General features: G+C 46.6%; 16 protein-coding genes and 1 tRNA gene. 3 read left to right on the top strand and 14 right to left on the bottom strand.

All coding sequences use genetic code 11. From position 1 onward, the window contains the following. Window positions 1-66 precede the first annotated feature (66 nt). Complete coding sequence (locus tag IE117_RS20210; RefSeq protein WP_189566524.1) at window positions 67-552, bottom strand: DUF4870 domain-containing protein; 486 nt, start codon at window positions 550-552, stop codon at window positions 67-69. Between the two features lie 129 nt (window positions 553-681). On the opposite strand from IE117_RS20210, the gene IE117_RS20215 reads away from it, so the two are divergent. Then, the gene (locus IE117_RS20215; RefSeq protein WP_189566526.1) at window positions 682-1,920 is read left to right on the top strand and encodes a NupC/NupG family nucleoside CNT transporter; all 1,239 of its coding nucleotides are present in this window, start codon (window positions 682-684) and stop codon (window positions 1,918-1,920) included. A 108-nt stretch (window positions 1,921-2,028) separates the two neighbouring features. On the opposite strand, the gene sppA is transcribed toward IE117_RS20215, so the two are convergent. Then, on the bottom strand, window positions 2,029-3,792 hold the full coding sequence (sppA, locus tag IE117_RS20220; RefSeq protein ID WP_189566528.1) for a signal peptide peptidase SppA: 1,764 nt from the start codon (window positions 3,790-3,792) through the stop codon (window positions 2,029-2,031). Between the two features lie 251 nt (window positions 3,793-4,043). On the opposite strand from sppA, the gene IE117_RS20225 reads away from it, so the two are divergent. After that, window positions 4,044-5,021, top strand: a complete 978-nt coding sequence (locus IE117_RS20225) for an ABC transporter ATP-binding protein (RefSeq protein ID WP_189566530.1) — start codon at window positions 4,044-4,046, stop codon at window positions 5,019-5,021. Here the strand turns inward: IE117_RS20225 and IE117_RS20230 are convergent. The 5 genes from IE117_RS20230 to IE117_RS20250 all read right to left on the bottom strand — a co-directional run bounded on the left by IE117_RS20230 (window position 5,018) and on the right by IE117_RS20250 (window position 11,170). Then, window positions 5,018-5,635, bottom strand: a complete 618-nt coding sequence (locus IE117_RS20230) for a SanA/YdcF family protein (protein ID WP_308439295.1) — start codon at window positions 5,633-5,635, stop codon at window positions 5,018-5,020. The genes IE117_RS20225 and IE117_RS20230 overlap by 4 nt on opposite strands. Before the next feature lie 33 nt (window positions 5,636-5,668). After that, entirely contained in the window at window positions 5,669-8,326 is a 2,658-nt protein-coding gene (locus IE117_RS20235) for a DNA gyrase/topoisomerase IV subunit A (RefSeq protein WP_189566534.1), read from the bottom strand. Between the two features lie 214 nt (window positions 8,327-8,540). Then, window positions 8,541-9,170 carry an NUDIX hydrolase gene (locus IE117_RS20240; RefSeq protein WP_189566536.1) on the bottom strand — a complete coding sequence of 210 codons (630 nt, stop codon included), beginning with the start codon at window positions 9,168-9,170 and terminating at the stop codon, window positions 8,541-8,543. A 12-nt stretch (window positions 9,171-9,182) separates the two neighbouring features. Then, window positions 9,183-10,760: an NAD(P)/FAD-dependent oxidoreductase gene (locus IE117_RS20245; RefSeq protein ID WP_510186715.1), complete on the bottom strand. Its 1,578-nt coding sequence runs from the start codon at window positions 10,758-10,760 to the stop codon at window positions 9,183-9,185. 68 nt (window positions 10,761-10,828) lie between these two features. Further along, window positions 10,829-11,170, bottom strand: coding sequence for a DoxX family protein (locus tag IE117_RS20250; RefSeq protein ID WP_189566539.1), 342 nt, complete (start codon window positions 11,168-11,170; stop codon window positions 10,829-10,831). Window positions 11,171-11,262: 92 nt separating this feature from the next. Between IE117_RS20250 and IE117_RS20255 the strand changes: the two genes are divergently transcribed. Next, a complete protein-coding gene (locus tag IE117_RS20255; protein WP_189566541.1) occupies window positions 11,263-12,423 on the top strand; it encodes an acyl-CoA dehydrogenase family protein in 1,161 nt (386 codons plus the stop codon). Here IE117_RS20255 and IE117_RS20260 read toward each other — a convergent pair. The 7 genes from IE117_RS20260 to IE117_RS20290 form a co-directional block, all read right to left on the bottom strand. Continuing rightward, window positions 12,413-13,930 (bottom strand): helix-turn-helix domain-containing protein, encoded by a 1,518-nt coding sequence (locus IE117_RS20260; protein ID WP_189566995.1) that lies wholly within the window; start codon window positions 13,928-13,930, stop codon window positions 12,413-12,415. The genes IE117_RS20255 and IE117_RS20260 overlap by 11 nt on opposite strands. A 131-nt stretch (window positions 13,931-14,061) precedes the next feature. Beyond that, window positions 14,062-14,586 carry a collagen-like protein gene (locus tag IE117_RS20265; RefSeq protein ID WP_189566543.1) on the bottom strand — a complete coding sequence of 175 codons (525 nt, stop codon included), beginning with the start codon at window positions 14,584-14,586 and terminating at the stop codon, window positions 14,062-14,064. 160 nt (window positions 14,587-14,746) lie between these two features. After that, window positions 14,747-14,833, bottom strand: a tRNA-Ser gene (locus IE117_RS20270). A 44-nt stretch (window positions 14,834-14,877) separates the two neighbouring features. Further along, window positions 14,878-15,951, bottom strand: a complete 1,074-nt coding sequence (locus IE117_RS20275; RefSeq protein WP_189566545.1) for an asparaginase — start codon at window positions 15,949-15,951, stop codon at window positions 14,878-14,880. Then, the gene (locus IE117_RS20280) at window positions 15,941-16,723 is read right to left on the bottom strand and encodes a TatD family hydrolase (RefSeq protein WP_189566547.1); all 783 of its coding nucleotides are present in this window, start codon (window positions 16,721-16,723) and stop codon (window positions 15,941-15,943) included. Before IE117_RS20280 ends, IE117_RS20275 begins: the two co-directional genes overlap by 11 nt. Before the next feature lie 57 nt (window positions 16,724-16,780). Continuing rightward, window positions 16,781-17,785, bottom strand: coding sequence for a glycosyltransferase (locus IE117_RS20285; protein ID WP_189566549.1), 1,005 nt, complete (start codon window positions 17,783-17,785; stop codon window positions 16,781-16,783). Window positions 17,786-17,837: 52 nt separating this feature from the next. Further along, window positions 17,838-18,392: a polysaccharide deacetylase family protein gene (locus tag IE117_RS20290; RefSeq protein ID WP_189566551.1), complete on the bottom strand. Its 555-nt coding sequence runs from the start codon at window positions 18,390-18,392 to the stop codon at window positions 17,838-17,840. Window positions 18,393-18,484 lie beyond the last annotated feature (92 nt).

Below are 18,484 nucleotides of genomic sequence, written 5' to 3' on the forward strand. Positions count from 1 at the left end.
TGGAAAATGAATCGGAACGAGAAGCCCCGTCAGGTACCTGACGGGGCTTTTTATTTATTAAAATCACTACTTAACCAAGCGTAATGAAACCGGGTAACGGTATACATTCCCGTTATTGGCCCGGAAAGTGCCAACTACCATAAATACCAGTGCGCCAATGCCGATAATGGCAAACGCGGTAATCATTAATAAACTTGACCCAATCATCCCCATAATCCCCGCACCAGTAGCTGTATCATTGTCTGACTGGCTGCCGAAAATGGTGGATAAAATCGATCCGCCAAACATGACAATAAGAATGATGATCAAGGCGACAAATACGATCGCCAGGGTAATCTGAAAATTAACAGATTCTCTTCCATTTTCTGCCACGAAATCACCTTTGTCCTTTTGGGTGGAGTAGATTACGTAAGTGGCGATCAGCGACAAGAAGGGAATTGGTACTACAAAACTGGCAACAGTTGCCAGGAGCGGAGTTAGGTGCATCCACATTCCAAGTGAACGCTGTTCAGACGGCACCCCGGCCGGAGAAATAAGATTTGAATCTTCCATTGATGGTTTGGTTTAGGATGGGTGATTTTTGAGAAAAGTCGCAAACCTGCATCCCGTACTCATTTGTAAGGCTAATTTTAGCTACTTTCGCGGTTTGGTTCAAAAAACTTTTATCCCAAGCCTACCTGCATGGAAAGATTTACCGGACTCATTGGCATTGTACTTATTTTGGGCGTAGCCTACGCACTTTCCAACAACCGCAAAGCCATAAACTACCGGACCGTGGGAGTTGGTTTGGGTCTTCAATTTGGGCTGGCTGTGTTTATACTGCGTACCGAAACGGGCAGAATTATTTTCCAGTGGTTGGGGGATAAGGTGCAAAAACTGCTTTCATTTTCAGATCAGGGAGCCGATTTTGTTTTTGGTACTTTGGTTCGAAGCGATTTGATGCAAAAGGCTTTTGGACCGGGCAATGACTTCGTGTTTTTTTTCAAAGTAATTCCCACGATCATTTTTGTGGCCGTTTTGGTCAACATGCTCTATCACCTCGGTATAATGCAGCGGGTGGTGGCGGTTATTGCCCGGGGTGTATATTGGCTGATGGGTGTCAGTGGGGCGGAGGCACTGTCCAACGTTGCCAGTACTTTTGTGGGTCAGGTTGAGGCCCAGATCATGATAAAGCCGTATCTGAAAGGTATGACTAACTCGGAACTCATGGCTTCAATGACTGGTAGCTTTGCGTGCATAGCGGGCGGAGTAATGGCTGTTTACATATCGCTTGGCGTTCCAGCACCATATTTGATCGCAGCGAGCCTGATGGCCGCACCGGGTGCGCTAGTAATTTCGAAAATTGTCTACCCGGAAACCGAAAAATCAGAAACAAAAGGGGCGATTAAGCTCGAAATAAAGAAAACGCACGCCAACCTGCTGGACGCTATTGCCGCCGGCGCAAGCGAAGGGTTAAAAGTAGGTTTCAACGTGGTCGCCATGTTGATAGGCTTTATAGCTCTGGTGGCCCTTTTCGACTATTTATTGGGTAAAGTAGGTGGCGTCTTCAACTTTCCCCAGTTGAGTTTCAACTACATCCTGGGAAACATCTTTGCTGTTTTTGCCTGGGCAATGGGAGTACCGTCACAGGATGTCCAATCCGCTGGCGCTTTAATGGGTACCAAAATGGTTATCAATGAATTTGTCGCTTATCTGGATTTGGTAAAAATGAAGGAAACGCTAGATCCCAAGACCTTGGTTATTACCAGTTTTGCGCTCTGTGGCTTTGCTAATTTTAGCTCCATCGCCATTCAGGTGGGTGGCATCGGGGAGTTAGCTCCTTCACGTCGGTCTGATCTGGCCCGCCTGGGTTTCAGAGCCTTGATTTGCGGAACACTCGCTTCTTACATGTCCGCCACTTTTGCAGGATTGCTTATGTAACGGATGAATCCGTAATCGAATGGCTTGGGATTCAAACTATTAAATATACAGAAACGGGCGGTCAGAGTGTGAAACTCTGACCGCCCGTTTCTTTGTTTGCCTGATCAATTAATGAATATTAAGGTCGAACGGCATGCGGGCTTGCATACCATTCATATTCATGAGTTTTTGATAGGTTTTAATATGCGGGGCAAGAACACCTAATTTTTCTGACAGGATTTTATCTTCTGATTTTCCAGTCAGTTCTTTAATCATCTCTTGTACCACGTTTTTCTTTTCGGGATAATAGCGCACCCGGTAGTCCTTATCATCAAGTTTTGCAGCTTTTGCGGCAATTTTGATCGCTTCATCAAGTCCTCCCAGCACGTCCACCAGTCCATTGGCTTTGGCTTCTACCCCCGACCATACCCGGCCCGAGGCCAGGCTACGGAGTTGTTCGACTGACATTCCGCGACCTTCGGCGGCTTTCCGGGTAAATGTCGCATAGCCTTCCTCGACGTTCCTTTGAATTTTCATTTTTTCAAAATCAGTCATCTCCCGCGTCAGCGAAGGCCAGTCAGCATGAGGGTTCGTCTTCACACCATCGAAGGTCACACCCAGCTTGTTGTTCATAAAATCCTGAAGATTGAATAACAGGGCAAATATTCCGATGGAACCGGTGATCGTATTGGGCTGTGCAACAATGGTGTCGCAACCCATCGCCATGTAATAGCCACCCGAAGCGGCAACGTCTGACATAGAAGCGATGACGGGCTTTTTCTTGCGTGTCAATTCAATTTCGCGCCACATTACATCCGAAGCAAGGGCGCTGCCACCAGGTGAATTGATCCGAAGTACTACTGCCTTAATCTTGTCATTCTCGCGAATTTCCCGAAGTTCTTTTACGAACGAATCAGAACCAATGTTATCGTCGTCTCCATCACCGGAAACGATGCTTCCCTGCGCTATTACGACGGCAACACGCTTGTTAAAATCACCATCTTCACTGGGATGATCCCCTTTCAGGTACTTGCCCAGGCTCACGTACTCAATATCCTTTTTTTCGTCGAGTTTCAGCTCTTTTTTCATAGCTGCTTCCATCTCATCGGAGTACCCGGCATGGGTGACCAGCTTGTACTTGGCTGCCGATTCCGCGGAGGTGACTGCCAGAGAGTCCGCCAGACCCCGGAGTTCGGCTACAGAAATGCGACGTGATTCGGAAATGTTACTGATGTAGTTGCCGTAAAGTGCGTCAAGGAGTTCGATTGACTGTTTTTTGCTGGCTTCGCTCATGTCGGTGCGGGTGAAAGTTTCAATGGCACTTTTAAATTCACCCACCCGGAAAATCACTGGTTTGATGTCCAGCTTGTCAAACGTTCCTTTATAAAAATCGTAATCCGCCGAAAGACCGTTCCATTCCATTCCACCGGCGGGATTAAGGTAGATCTTGTCGGCCAGGGAAGCAATGTAGTAGCCTTTTTCTGAGTAAAACTCTCCGTAGGAATACACGAATTTCTTCGATTTCTTGAATTCCACAAGTTCATCGCGGATTTCTTCAAGGGTGGCCCAGCCAGCGCCAGGGTTTTCACTTTTCAGGTAGATTCCTTTGATATGGTCGTCCTGAGCCGCGAGGGTGATAGCTTCGCGAATATCTTTCAGGCCTATCACTTCTTCGCCTCCGCCAAAAGCACCCAGTTCGGCAAAAGGATTTTCAACGCCGACTTCCTGGATAGGTTTGTCGAGGTCTAGTTTCAACACAGAGTTGTCCTTAATGACCGTTTTGTCTTCGCTGGAAAATGCCGATCCAATACCGACCAGAATGAAAAATGACAATACAAAAAATAAAAACAGCCCCACGAGCGTGGCCAGAACAAATTTCAGAAACTGCAACATAGGTTAGGTTTGATTCTAAAATGAAATATTTACTATTAACCGTAACAAAACTAATTAAATAAAATCCTCAGAGCCGCTTAAAAAGTTTTGAAGGGTGCAAAAAAGCACAAACGGTAAATATCCTGTGTTATTCAGTTCAGGCGACTCGGGTCTCACCGATGTTTCTCGGATACGATCGTCACAATCATCCGGGCTTCACTAGCTTTGCGTTCTCTTTCAATCCTTACATGGCCTCTTGAAAATCCATCCATATGCAAAAACTCAAAATTCATTCTCTGACCAAAACCTATGATGGCCAAGAAGCATTGGCTTCAGTTGACCTAGATATTCAGGCAGGAGAATGGGTTGGGATTATTGGTGAAAGTGGCTCAGGCAAAAGTACCCTGCTGAAAATCATAGGCCGTTTTCTCGATGCGGACAAGGGCGAGATATTTGTAGATGAGAAAAAACTACCACCGGTTAGCTCGCAACTTCTCAAAGGCCATGAGGCGATCAAACTGGTGCATCAGGAATATGAGCTTTTTCCCAATCAAAGCGTTCGGGAAAATATAGCCTATGCACTGCGATTTTATGAGCCGGAATACCGTAATCAACGCGTGAATGAACTCCTGAAACTTACAAGGTTGGAGGATGTCCAACATCGTAAGGCCAAACTTCTTTCAGGTGGTGAAAAACAACGAACGGCACTGGCTCATTCGCTGGCCGAAGTACCCGGCCTCCTTCTTTTGGATGAACCGTTTGCCCATCTTGACCCCAATAACAAACAGACACTGGCTGACGCGATAGAGGATTTAAAAAAGTCTCACCGACTCACATGTCTGTTCGTGACCCATGACGCTTCCGAAGCGCTGGCCTGGGCAGACAGGATTGTCATTTTGCGGGAAGGTAATATTATTCAGGAAGGCCGGCCGGAAGAGGTCTACCAATACCCAATAAATCAATACGCTGCGGAGCTGACTGGATTGGTTAATATTCTTTCAGCGGAAAATAACGCCGGGCAAAGGGTCATCCGGCCGAATTTTATTCGAATAATAAAGGATGAAAGCAAAGCGTGCTGGACTGCCGTAATTGTGAAAATCCGCTTCAAAGGCACTCATTACGAATATTATTGCAGAACAGAACAGGGAGAAGACCTATTGTGCTATCGGAGCAGGAGGGACAGGGAGGTGGGAGAAAAGGTATTCCTTACCAGCAGCAAAAAACACAGCCAATTAGTAGCCAGGCATTAGCGCATTTCGTTATTAGGCTCTGTTTCAGGTCGATAAAAGTGCACATCAAGCACCGCCTTGGGGCGTGCCAGGTACTCCCGCACCAATGTACGTAGGGAGTAACCCGCTGGTACGTCCTGGGCGGCAAATGAAACAGCATTGAGGCCCTCATTTTGAGCGATATAAAGCGCTCTGGCGTTATGGAAATCCTGCGACACGATAGTGATGTGGTCTTGTTTGAAAAGGTACTTACACCTGATTACAGAATCAAATGTCCGGTAGCCGGCATAATCGAGTAGCAGTGCGGATTTTGGAATACCCAATTTTAACATGGCTTTTTCCATATCCAATGGCTCATTGTAGTACCTCGAATCATTATTTCCACTTAGGATCAGTGACTTAACTTTCCCTTCATTGTAAAGGCGGGCGGCAGCTTCCATCCGGTGTTTGAAATATAAATTCACCTCTCCGGCGGAGGTAGTTTTACTGGTTCCCAAAACCAGACCAACCTGGTTAGAAGGTACGCTATCCACCGAGAAATAGCTGTGGGGGCGGGTACTTACCACCACCCAAACGTTGCAGAGTAAAACGAATACAATTCCCAGAAATGAGACAAAAATCAGGATTTTAAGCATTCGTTTTACCCGCATAACTCTGTTTGTCTGGCCTTATTCAAACATGCCAAGTTGATTTTTACCGTTGGCGGAAGATCCAATCTGTTTGATGTTGGGAATGGAGATTTTTTCTGCCGAAGGGCTATTTTCCGATTCTGGCCCTTCTTCATCCTCCTCATCGTCTTCGGCACCCTCGTTCTCGACTATCAAGGGGGCAAGCCAGTGAATATCTTTGACTTTGTCCGCGGTCAGTTTGTTTCCAATGGCCTTCCAGCCCCGAACATCCACTGCCTCCTCGGCCAGGATTTCTAAAACTTCTACGGGTTTTTTGGCTGATTCTTGTGTCGAAATTTCCAGGCGGGGGTGTTTTTCGAGTGTTGTCAATAAAAGCTTGCTGCCTTTGGCCTCACTTATAAACCCAAATTTTTTGTCAATTGTGGAGGTTTCAATCTGGAATCGCTTGATGAAATGGGTTTTGGTGCCCGCATCGTAATAAACAGCCGTTACGATTCGATTGGCATCAAACTTAGCTACAAGTAGGATCTCGCCGGGTTCATAGTGATTGGTGAGGTCAAAGTTTGTCAACTCATACGATCCTTCCTTATAAATTACCAGAACAGTATCGTCAGAATCGAAATTGCCGAGGAAGAGCCCACGCTCATCACGATTCAGCCGGCCAATCGTTGGGTCATACCAAATATCCACCCCACCCAAAGTCGATCCTCCTGCCTGCTTAAGAGTGATTTTCCGGACAGGATACTTGGTTAGAATATTACCGTTGGCGTTTCGATTCTTGATAAGTAGATCGGCAAAATTAAAATCAAACTGCTTGACTTTGGCCTTGCATTGAGCAGTGAGATTTACGGTTATGATCTCCGCCTCACCATTGTCATTGGCGGTAAAGTAGGTCACCTTCGAGCGCGGTGACCCCTGGGTCAGGTCATACTCCCGGTCACGGGTCACAGCCGTGACCTGAAAGCGCTTGATGTAGGATACTCCTGACTTCCCTTCAAGATAGACCATGTTGTACACCTTCCGCTCGTCTCCCTTGACAAAAACCGACACATAGATAATGTCTTTTCCGACGAAAACCTTATCCTGAATTTTAGTCACTGTGCACACCCCGTCCCGGCGGAAGACTATAATGTCATCAATGTCTGAGCAGTCCATCACATACTCATCTTTCTTCAGACCATAGCCGATAAATCCATCAGCTCGATTGACGTAGAGCTTTTGGTTATTGGCGGCGACGATGTTCGCCGAGATTTGCATGAAGGTGCGTATGGTCGTTTTACGTTCACGCCCTTTGCCGAATTTCTTAAGCAAGTCCTTGAAGTAGTCGATCGCAAAGCGAACCAGATTAGCCAGGTTGTCCTCCGTCTCTGTGAGATCCTCCTGCCATTTCTTCATTTGTTCATCTGCCTTGAAACCGTCGTATTTGGAAATACGCTTGATTCGGATTTCAGTCAGATTCGTGATATCTTCTTCGGTGATCTCGCGGTAGAACTGCCCCTTGTAAGGTGTCAGCCCTTTGTCGATGCGCTTGATCACATCCTCAAAAGTCACGGCTTCTTCAATGTCCCGGTAGATCCGGTTCTCTATAAAGATTTTTTCCAATGAGCCGTAAAGGATTTTTTCCAGGAGGTTAGCTTTACGGATCTCCAACTCCTGCCGTAGCAAATCAACTGTTTTCTCAGTATTGTAGCGCAGGATTTCAGTTACGCCCAGAAAATGCGGCTTATCGGCTACAATCACACAAGCGTTCGGGGAAATCGACACTTCACAGTCAGTGAAAGCATAAAGCGCGTCCATCGTGATATCCGGTGAAACTCCGGGGGCAAGATGAATCTGGATTTCAACATCGGCGGCGGTGTTGTCAACTACTCTCTTAATCTTAATCTTACCGCTATCGTTAGCCTTGATGATCGAATCAATTATAGAGGTTGTCGTGGTGCCATAAGGTATTTCCCTGACAACCAGCATTTTTTTGTCCTCCTCCTCGATTTTTGCCCTTACCCTGATTTTGCCGCCACGTTCACCATCATTGTAGTTGGATACGTCTACGTAACCACCCGTTTGAAAATCAGGGTAAATCTCTACCTTCTTGTCTCGTAGTATATTGATGGATCCTTCGATCAGCTCGCAAAAATTATGCGGCATAATCTTAGTGGAAAGGCCCACTGCGATACCCTCCACACCCTGTGCCAGCAAAAGCGGAAACTTTACAGGCAGTGTGATAGGCTCACGTTTGCGTCCGTCATAAGAAAGCTGCCAATCGGTGGTATCGCCGTTAAAAACTACCTCTTTGGCAAATTTCGAAAGTCTGACTTCGATATATCGAGGAGCCGCGGCGCTATCGCCTGTCCGCACATCACCCCAGTTTCCCTGCGTGTCGAATAGCAGTTCTTTTTGCCCAAGGTTGACTATCGCGTCGTTGATTGACGCATCCCCGTGTGGGTGGTATTGCATCGTGGAGCCTATCACGTTGGCCACCTTGTTAAAGCGGCCGTCGTCCATCTCGTTGAGGGCATGCATAATCCGCCGCTGAACGGGTTTGAGGCCGTCTTCGGTGGCGGGAACCGCCCGCTCTAATATAACGTAGGATGCGTATTCGAGGAACCAGTTTTCGTATAAGCCCGAAATGGGAGTCTTTTCGTGTAATTCGCCGTCTTCTTGTGGGATGTTTTCGAGGTTTTCAGTATTTTCTTCCATGTAGGGGAGAAAGGGTGTTGGGGGTTATGGTGTGGGGTAAAAATACGAAAAATTTAAGAGTCTTTTAGTTCGTCGTTCTATGTATTTCGTTCTGAAACTGATAAAGGGGCGCCAGACTTTCTTCCAATCTAAAAGATACTAATCCACGCTTTTAAGGAGTCCAAATTTGCGTGCGATAGGGCTCCGCTCCGAAAACCAGATGCGAAGGCAGTCACTAAACGTTCAAAACGTCAAGCAACTCACTTATCATCATCGCCGTTGCGCCCCAGACTTTATAATTCTGAATGAGATAGTGCGGAGCCTGAATAAAACTCCCTGCAACCTGAATTTCACTGCTGCCAATGATTGATTTATCCTGAATCTCGTGCAATGGTACTTCTAGCACTTTTTCAACCTCGCGGGGGTCAGGAAAGAATTCGGGCCGGTAGGGAATGTAGGCCACCACGGGCTGCACTAAAAAATTGCTGGGTGGGATAAAAAGCTCGCTCAGAAGGCCCGCTACCTTGACGTCGGTCAGCCGCAGGCCAATCTCTTCCTGGGCTTCACGCATGGCAGTCCGGATCAAATCCTCATCAGTTGGTTCGTAACGACCACCTGGGAAAGCCATTTGGCCTGAATGCACGCCATCGTAGGGTGGGCGGAGGATGAGGGGGAGTGAAACTGCTCCTGAATGAGGATAAAACAAAATCAATACGGCACTTTTCCTGGTACGCGAGTTTGGCCTGGCTTTGAGTCTTGACTCTGAGTTGGTCAGCATGCGGGCGTGGGCGAGCTGACCGGGTAACGGGCGTTCGAATTTTTGGTGTAAGCTGACTACAAATTCTTCAAAAAAGGGTAGAGACATGGTGGATGTTAATTATTTCCTGCCATAATGCAACACCAATTGCTCGGCGCAACGTTCGCCATCCATGGCTGCCGACATAATGCCGCCAGCGTACCCTGCTCCCTCACCGCAAGGAAATAGCCGTTTCACCGTAGGATGTTCGCAACTTTTTGAGTCACGGGGAATTCTGACGGGCGAAGAAGTACGGCTTTCAATACCGATAAGCTGGGCTTCATGGGTAAGGTAGCCCCGCATTTTTTGCCCAAACTGCCTTAACCCGTCCCGTAGCGGATCAGCAATGTGAGAGGGTAAAACTTCACGCATGTCCATTGACACCAGTCCGGGTTGGTAGGAGGTTTCGCGAAGCTCACCAGAAAGTTTTCCAGCAACGAAATCGCTGACTAGCTGACCGGGGGCCGCCTGACCATTTCCTGCCAATCGGCAGGCTGCCTGTTCAACTACGCGCTGCAATTGCAGCCCTGCCAAGGGCCCATAGCTGGCGTACTTTTTCGTGTCTTCGGGTTGCACTGCCACCACAATTCCGGAATTGGCGAACCGGGAATCGCGCCGCGAGGGGGACATTCCGTTAACCACCAGTTCGCCCGGGGCCGTGGCCGCCGGCACTATGAAGCCGCCCGGACACATACAAAACGAAAAAACACCGCGTTGCACTCCCTCAAAATAAGTCTGTGCTACCAGATTGTACGAGGCTGCCGGCAAATAGGGACCCCTGTCAGAACGACATCGATATTGAATGCGGTCGATTACGCGTTGAGGGTGTTCAATGCGGACCCCCATTGCGAAGGGCTTTTCTTCGATGAGAATATCGCGCCTGTGCAGCAATTCAAAAATATCCCGTGCCGAGTGACCCGTTGCCAGGATAACTCCTTCCCCTGCAAATTCCTGGCCACTGGCAGTGGTGACCCCTTTTATCTCCTGTTTTTTTAGCAACAGGTCCGTTACCCGGCAATCAAAATGAATTTCACCTCCCGCACGCAAAATTGTGGACCGCATTTCGGCCACTATTTTTGGTAGTTTGTTGGTACCAATGTGGGGGTGCGCTTCTACCAGAATATCTTCGCTCGCTCCATGTGCCACGAATATTTCCAGTATTCGCCTGATGTTTCCGCGTTTGTTGGAGCGGGTGTAAAGCTTTCCATCGGAATAGGTACCCGCCCCGCCTTCACCAAAGCAGTAATTGGAGTCGGGATTAACAATATGTTGTTTGTTAATCGCTGCTAAATCACGCCTTCGTGCCCTGACATCTTTCCCTCTTTCCAATAGTATGGGTTTAATGCCTAATTCGATCAGACGCAACGCTGCAAACGTCCCGGCGGGACCCGAGCCGACAATGATCACCGCGGGCTGATGACTTACGTCGGTTGTCGGGAGTTTATAGTCAATAAAATTGTCCGGTGCCTCATTCACAAATACGTCAACCTGCACATTGACTTTTATTTGCTGGCCTCGTGCGTCGATCGATTGCCGGGTTTTGCGGACTGTTACATCCTCCCGCCCGCTGATTCTGAGATCGGACAGGACAAATTCTTTAAAGCTTTTATCTTCCATCGCCACCTCTGGCGGTAGAATATATTGTTTCGTGAGTGGCAATACTTGAATTCGTTATTGGGAATTTTCGTGTCGTTACTGAATACGCGAATTCCTGATGAATGTTTTAATTATTTGATATACTGCGCGGCCCACCAAATCAGAACGAATTGTAGCGGCAGACGACCCCAGCGGATCAATGGGGATATGTCCTGAAACTTTTCACCATAAGCCATGTATATGTTTGCCGGGAAAACAGCAATCAGCAAAAGGATAATTCCCCAGGCGGCCCAACTTCGGGTGGCGGGTATAAAGAGCAACAACCCAAGTACTATCTCAGCCACCCCGGAAATCATCACCAGAAAATCGTGATAAGGTAGGTAAGGCGGCATTATTTTCAGGTAAAACCTGGGGCTGATAAAATGATTGACTCCGGCCAGAAAGTACAGGCCCCCCATTAAATATACAAGCATTTGGGCTGGATTTTTTAGTCTGTGTTGCGCATTCGGGTAAATCCAGTTAACTTGATAAGTTCAAAATTTACCGTTCATATCTCCCAGAATAAATGACTGATTTCTTTAAAATTGATGAGTTGCTTTCGGAAGAAAATCTGCTGATTCGTCAATCAGTGGCCGAATTTACGGATAAAGAAATTAAACCTGTCATTGACTCCTACGCCCAGCGTGCAGCTTTTCCTGCTTACATGGTAAAGCGTTTTGGCGAATTAGGCATCCTTGGCGTAACGTTACCGGAAGACCACGGAGGCACTGGCGCTGATTATATTGGTTATGGCCTGGTATGTCAGGAGATTGAACGGGGCGACTCAGGTATGCGGTCCACGCTTTCAGTTCAGAATTCGCTGGTTATCTGGCCCATCCATCAATTCGGTACTGAGGCGCAGAAGAAAAAGTACCTGCCAAAGCTTGCCTCGGGCGAATGGCTGGGCTGCTTTGGTTTGACGGAACCGGACCATGGCTCGAATCCAGCGGGCATGCAGGCGCGCTTGACCAATGTGAATGGGGAGTATGTTTTGAATGGTTCAAAGTCCTGGATCTCCAATGCGCCATTGGCTGATGTGGCGGTAGTTTGGGCAAGAAACCCTGAAGGAAGAGTGCAGGGAATGATTCTGGAACGAGGAATGGAAGGATTTACCACGCCCGAAATTACCAACAAATGGTCACTGAGGGCCAGTGTGACAGGTGAGTTGGTATTTGACAATGTGAAAGTACCAAGTGAAAATCTGATGCCGCAGGCCCTGGGCGTTGGTGCCGCCCTTCAATGCCTTGACAACGCCCGGTATGGCATTGCCTGGGGCGCGATCGGTGCGGCAATCGACTGTTACGAAACTGCGGTAGGCTATTCTGCCGAACGCATTCAATTTGAAAAGCCCATCGCAGCGTTTCAGCTTACGCAAAAGAAATTGGCCGAAATGCTTACTGAAATCACAAAAGCTCAATTGGTTGCATGGCGACTTGGGGTACTTAAAAACGAAGGGAAAGCCACAACTACCCAAATATCACTTGCCAAGCGTAACAATGTGGCGATGGCCCTGCACGTCGCCCGGGAAGCCCGGCAAATATTGGGTGCGAATGGAATTGTCGGAGAATTTCCGATCATGCGGCATATGATGAACCTTGAATCGGTTGTGACCTACGAAGGAACACATGACATTCACCTGCTTATTTTGGGCGCAGAAATTACGGGAATACCAGCATTTAAAGGCTAACGGAATTTAATTTGCTGTTCAATAAGGTTGCGATTCTTTTTTTGAGTTCTTCGTTTTTGTGCCTGCGTTGCAAAACTGTAGGCGCGGCCATTCTTTCTTTACAGTCGAAAAGAGTACAGCGTTCGCACGTTTCGTTTACCAGCCTCAACCGCAGATCTGGGTCATTCAGGAAACCAATAATTTTACGGGAATCTTCATTTAAAAATATTCCCATCGACACACTTACATTGGGATTTGGCGAGTTCAGGGAAGACTTAGCAAAACTGACCATCAGATATTCCTCTCCGCTATCTGCGTACTTGGATATCTGAGCTTTGCAAAGCGTATTGACCGGGTTTTTCGTTTCCTGATTTTGCTCAGCCAGATCCTGCAAAATGGTAAGCGATAACCACCGGCGGCAGTAGTGTTCATCCTTCACCGAATGCGGTATGTGCTTTCGGGCTATGTGCATCTCTTTGGTCAACTCAAATTTATTCTGCCCGGCGAAATTATTGAAACGAAGAAAAAATATTTGATTGATTCCGAAGTGTTTAGGAAGAATATTGCTCACTCTGTAACTGAATGATTCCGGAGTAGTATTGAAATGGTCGATCATGCCCAGCAATTGCTCTGGTTGCCAGATCTTTAAATTGAAAAATTCCTTCAATTTCGGAATCAGAAGGGAACGGCGGATGATGATGGCACTGGCAAAATAGGAGGCTTTGAAGTTGTTGAGAAGCTGTTCGAATGAGTCGGCTTCAAGCACAGACGTCGTGTACAGTCGATTGTTTAGTTTGAGGTACTGATAGCCAATTTCCCGGCCATAGATAAAAGATTTTTGGACCGGGGTGAGGCTCCCGTTTACGAGTAGCCTGGGACCACCGGGCTGGGGAATTGTCAACGAACGCACCGCTTTTAGCTCCGGGTGAGCGATTTTGTCGATTTGCTCGATCTCGTAGTTGTAGGTTTTACGTAAAACCGCAATCAGGTAGGCTTCATCCAAAATGAAGCTACCATCCACTCCTTTTTCACTCAAAAATTGTTCTGCTGCATTTTCGATTTCTTCGAAGTAGTTGTCATGCATCTCCTGATACGTCCGTAAAGCTGAAAAGTAAAATTGCTCAACCGACATATTGTAATTGCGGGAGATTTCAATCAGTGTGCCAATGAAAGCACTGACCTTCGTAGGAGCGTCGGAGAGCATTTCCAGCAAGTTCGATTGATCGATGCCAAAAATATCGAGCGGTAGTTCGGTCAGGATGTTAGAACTTAACAGTTCGGAAATCGGTTCGAGCCGTTTGCTTAGCTTCAGGGACACCAATGAGTCATAATCAGTGCCCAAGGCATGGGCAAGGGAGATTATTTTATCCGCTTTCGGGTACTTTTTGCCCTTTTCTATCTCATTAATATAGGAAATGGATAGACCGGATTTTTGGGACAAATCATTTAACGATAACGCACGATCCAGGCGCAGTTGTTTAATTTTAAGCCCAAAGACTAATTTTATGTTATCGGGATTGAGTGCCACGTGACCCAGGGGAGAATAGTATGAGTAGTTGAAATTAAGAATAATATCGTGCCGGAAATCAAAAAAGGCCGGGCGCAAACCCGGCCTTTTGAAAATTGCCCGCAACTGGAAAATTTAGCCGTCCCAATAAACTACTCAGGCAAATTATAGGCCTTTCGGACCGCCTCGTAATCTTTATAGTCAATATCGGCATTTAACCTGGCGTTGGCAGCAGGGATCAGGACAACCCGAACCGCCTGAAACTTTCGCTTTTTAGGTACTTCATCCAACTGAAGCAACTGAACGACCAGGTTTGCGCCCTGAATTACATAAGCGAAGGTATAATTGGAAACCCCATCCGCAAAAATGATGGGACCAGGAAGCGGGAACCAGGCAATACTGGTTTTGGCGTAAACAAGCACAGCGCCTTTTTCTACAATGGCTGCGTTGGCAGCACCCACTTCGAAGCCCCGCGCCAAATCTCCGTTGGCATCCGTAGAGGCAGTGTCCAAGGTGACTTGAATCGCACCCGCCGGATCACCAGGATCACCTTTTTCTCCTTGAATTCCCTGTTCTCCTTGCTCGCCTGCCGGACCGATTTCGCCTTTCAGCTTGTCGCAGGAGTATAAAAAGGGCATACTGCCCATGAATAACACAAATAGTAATTTGCGAGTCATTGGAAATGAAATTTTAGTTGAATGGAAGATCTCGAAATTTAATTATCCAACAATATAGGGATATCAAGCTTTGAAATTAAAACATATGGTGTGAAATTTCTGGATAAAAATCCAGAGGGACAAAAAAAATGCCGTTCCTGATGACAGGGACGGCATTTTGCAGAGAGGAAGAGATTCGAACTCTCGAAGCCGTTACCGACTTACACGCTTTCCAGGCGTGCCCCTTCAACCACTCGGGCACCTCTCTAATACGCTATTGGGGCCGCAAATATAGCCGAATATCCTTTAATATCAAATGCTCATTTCCCCGCACAAGGGCTTTTTAAGCAATTCGGCTTGTTTACCAAAATCATCAGTCTGACCCAGAACAAACATCATTTTGGTAATAGCCGCTTCTGCCGTGCAATCTGAGCCGCTTACCACGCCTAAATCCCTTAAAAAAAGACTGCTCTGATATAGTCCCTGCATAACACGCCCCCCGTCGCATTGCGAAACATTAAAAATCAACAGCTTACGGTCAATTGCTGCGCCGATCTCTGCCAAAAACCACTCCGAAGTCGGTACGTTCCCGGCACCAAAAGTTTCCAAAACAACGCCTTTTAAACCTTCCATACTTAAGACGCTTCGCACGACTTCCCGGCTTATGCCCGGGAAAATTTTTAGAAAAGCAACCTGGTTTCCAAGATTGTCCAGTAATTCAAGTTTAGAATCTTTGGCATAAGGCCTTATATATGGCAAATTGTATTCAATGCTTACACCGGCTTTCGCCAGTATGGGGTAGTTTTCAGAATGAAAAGCATTAAAGTCTGAACTTTCTTTTTTCTTGGCTCTATTCCCGCGAAGTAATACGGAATTGAAGTAAATGCATACTTCTGAAATGATTGGTCGCTTGTTTTTGTCCTTAGCCGTAGCTATTTCCAGCGCAGTGATAAAATTTTCCCGGGCATCAGATCGGGCAATACCAATCGGCAATTGGGCACCGGTCAATATCACCGCTTTGTTCAGCCCATTAAGCATGAAGCTCAACGCGGAGGCGGTGTAGGCCATAGTATCCGTGCCATGCAAAATTACAAAACTGTCGAATGCATCATAGTGGGCGGAAATTATTTTAGCCAGCTCCTGCCAAAGCTCAGGTGTCATGTTGGCTGAATCGATGGGTTCATCAAAAGCCAGAAAGCTTATTCCGAAAGTTAGCCGTCTAACTTCCGGGACAAGGTCCAGAACCTGCTTAAACTCAAATGGGACCAACTGCCCCTCTTTGGTGTCGTAAACCATCCCCAAAGTACCACCCGTGTAGATGACCAAAACCGGCAGATCTGAGGGTTGAGTTTTGGGGGTGTTCAGGCGGATTATATTATATGGCATTATTGGGGGCAAAATCAAGTTGCATACTCATGGCATTACGGGTAGTTTCTTCAATTACTACTTCTTTTGAGGTTTGTTTGAGATTGGCCACGCGCTCGGCCACAAGGTCAAGATAGGCGGGTTCGTTTCGTTTTCCACGATAAGGGGTAGGTGCCAGATACGGGCTATCCGTTTCCAGCACCAGATGTTCCAGCGCAATGTGGGGAAGAACTTTGTCCAAGCCGCCATTTTTAAAAGTCGATACTCCCCCAATCCCAAGTTTAAAGCCTAATTCAATGGCTTTATTCGCTTCGTCCAGATTGCCCACAAAACAGTGAAAGATCCCTTTGAGTCGTTGATCCCCAATTTTTTCGATTAAAGTCACAGTTTCCCAGAATGCCTCGCGACTATGAATGTCGATCCATAGATCATGCTCCAAGGCTAAATTACATTGGAAAAGGAAAGCTTCCTCCTGTTGGGAACGGAAAGACTTATCCCAATAGAGATCCATTCCGATTTCTCCAATGGCCAGGAAAGAACGCTTATTAAGCCATTCTTCCACAAGTTGTAATTCTTTTTCAAACCCTTCTTTTACATAGCAAGGGTGCAATCCAATCATCGGTAGGCAGCGCTCAGGGTAAACATCCGCGAGCTTCAGCATGCCTTGAATAGTACCTTGATCACAATTTGGCATCCAGATTTGCCTGATCCCCGAATTCCAGGCTCTTTGCAGCATTTCATCCCTGTCTTCGGCAAACTGGTCGTCATAAATATGGGCGTGGGTCTCTATCATGGTAGTTTTGTTCAGATCCCTTGATCCTTAGGTAGTCTTGTTAATGCTCATGGTAGATTATTCATAGCTGCGTCCTTTCCATACGGTAGAGGATGGACGCAGGTAATTGATAAGCATGAGCGTATTATTGAGGTTGAAATAAAACCAAAACAGGGGAAGGTACTTGAATAAATCCCTTTGCTTCAGAATAGTAAGTCCAGTGAGGCCTACTACCGTCACCAACAGAAAATGAGCAAGCGCCAAGCCAATTGACCACGATGGGGCGATAAAAATCAGGCTAATCACCATCGGTAAAAATAAAGCTGATGCAAAAAAGCCTGATTTGATTTGCCAGGGCGCTTGCATGGCGCCTTTGACCCAACGCTTTCTCTGCGTCAGGAGTTCGGAAAGGGTTTGAGTAGGCTGTGAAGTGGAAATAATTCCGGGTTGGAAACCCTGCACAAAGCCGTAACCATTCGATAGGATCGCCATGAAGAGGGCGAAATCTTCCACAATTGAGAACCCGATATTTTCATAACCACCCACAGCAAAATAGGCCTCCCGGCGAACGGCCATGTTGTTGCCCATACCGGTAAATGGGATTTCAAAATGGGAGAAAAAACGCATCGCCGTAAGAGAAAACAGCCACTCGATTGACTGCATGGCGGCAAACACGCCCGTTGGCGTCATGCGGGTAACGCCTACCACCACCCCTGTATTCACATTAAAAAGGGCAAGCATCTCATTAAGCCAACCGGGGGCTACGGCAATGTCAGCATCACAGTAGAACAGGTACTGACCCTTGGCGTAATGAGCAAGCTGAGCAAGTACATTGGCTTTTCCGCGTAAGCCGGGAGTTTGAGAATCAATTAAATGGTATTGAAATGTACTTTTATCCTGAATGTAGTTAAGGATTATGTTTTCAGTTTGGTCTTCAGATTGGTCGTTACCTATCAGGACCTCAAACTGATCTTTTGGAAAATCAAGGTTTTGTAAAGAAGCCATGCAGCGAGATATAGTATTCTCTTCATTGCGTGCGGCCAGAAGAATACTTATCTGTATAGTATCTGGAATATCTTTCATCTACTTCGTGACCAATTATCGCCTTGCCAGTACAAACATGAGCCGAAACTATTTATAAGGGAAGAAATTTATAGCCTTTGTTTTTGAAATAATCCAAAGTCAGCGGTAGCGCATACTCCATGTTCTTTCGCGCTTTCAGACTGTCATGAAATAAAATAATGGAACCAGATCTGCTGTATTTAACTGTTTTTTTGAAACATGTATCTGGTGAAATATTTGGTGAAAAATCACCGGTCAGAACATCCCACATGACTATTTTTTTTGAAGGTAAAATCCGCCTGGCCTGAGATTGTTTAATACGGCCGTAGGGCGGACGGAACAGCCCGGTAGCTTTCGGTAGTTGCTCGTCACATTGCAGAATATTGGTTAAGTAGTCTTCGTCAGTTGTCCTCCAGCCATTTAAATGGTTAAATGTATGGTTTCCAATTGTATGACCCTGCGCGCTAATTTTGTTAAAAATATGGGGATGCTTTCGGACATTATCGCCTATGCAAAAAAAAGTACCTTTTGCCTGATACTTCTCCAAAGCATCCAGCACAAACTCTGTCACTTCGGGAATAGGCCCATCGTCGAATGTCAAATACAAAGCTTTCTCGTATGCAGGCATCCTCCAAAGAAAATTTGGATAAACAGCCCGCAGGAGCCAAGGAGATTTATGTAAAAATAAATTCAATTAAAGGGAAATTATAAATTGGTAGT

The organism is Persicitalea jodogahamensis, from assembly GCF_014651615.1.
Classification (GTDB): domain Bacteria; phylum Bacteroidota; class Bacteroidia; order Cytophagales; family Spirosomataceae; genus Persicitalea; species Persicitalea jodogahamensis.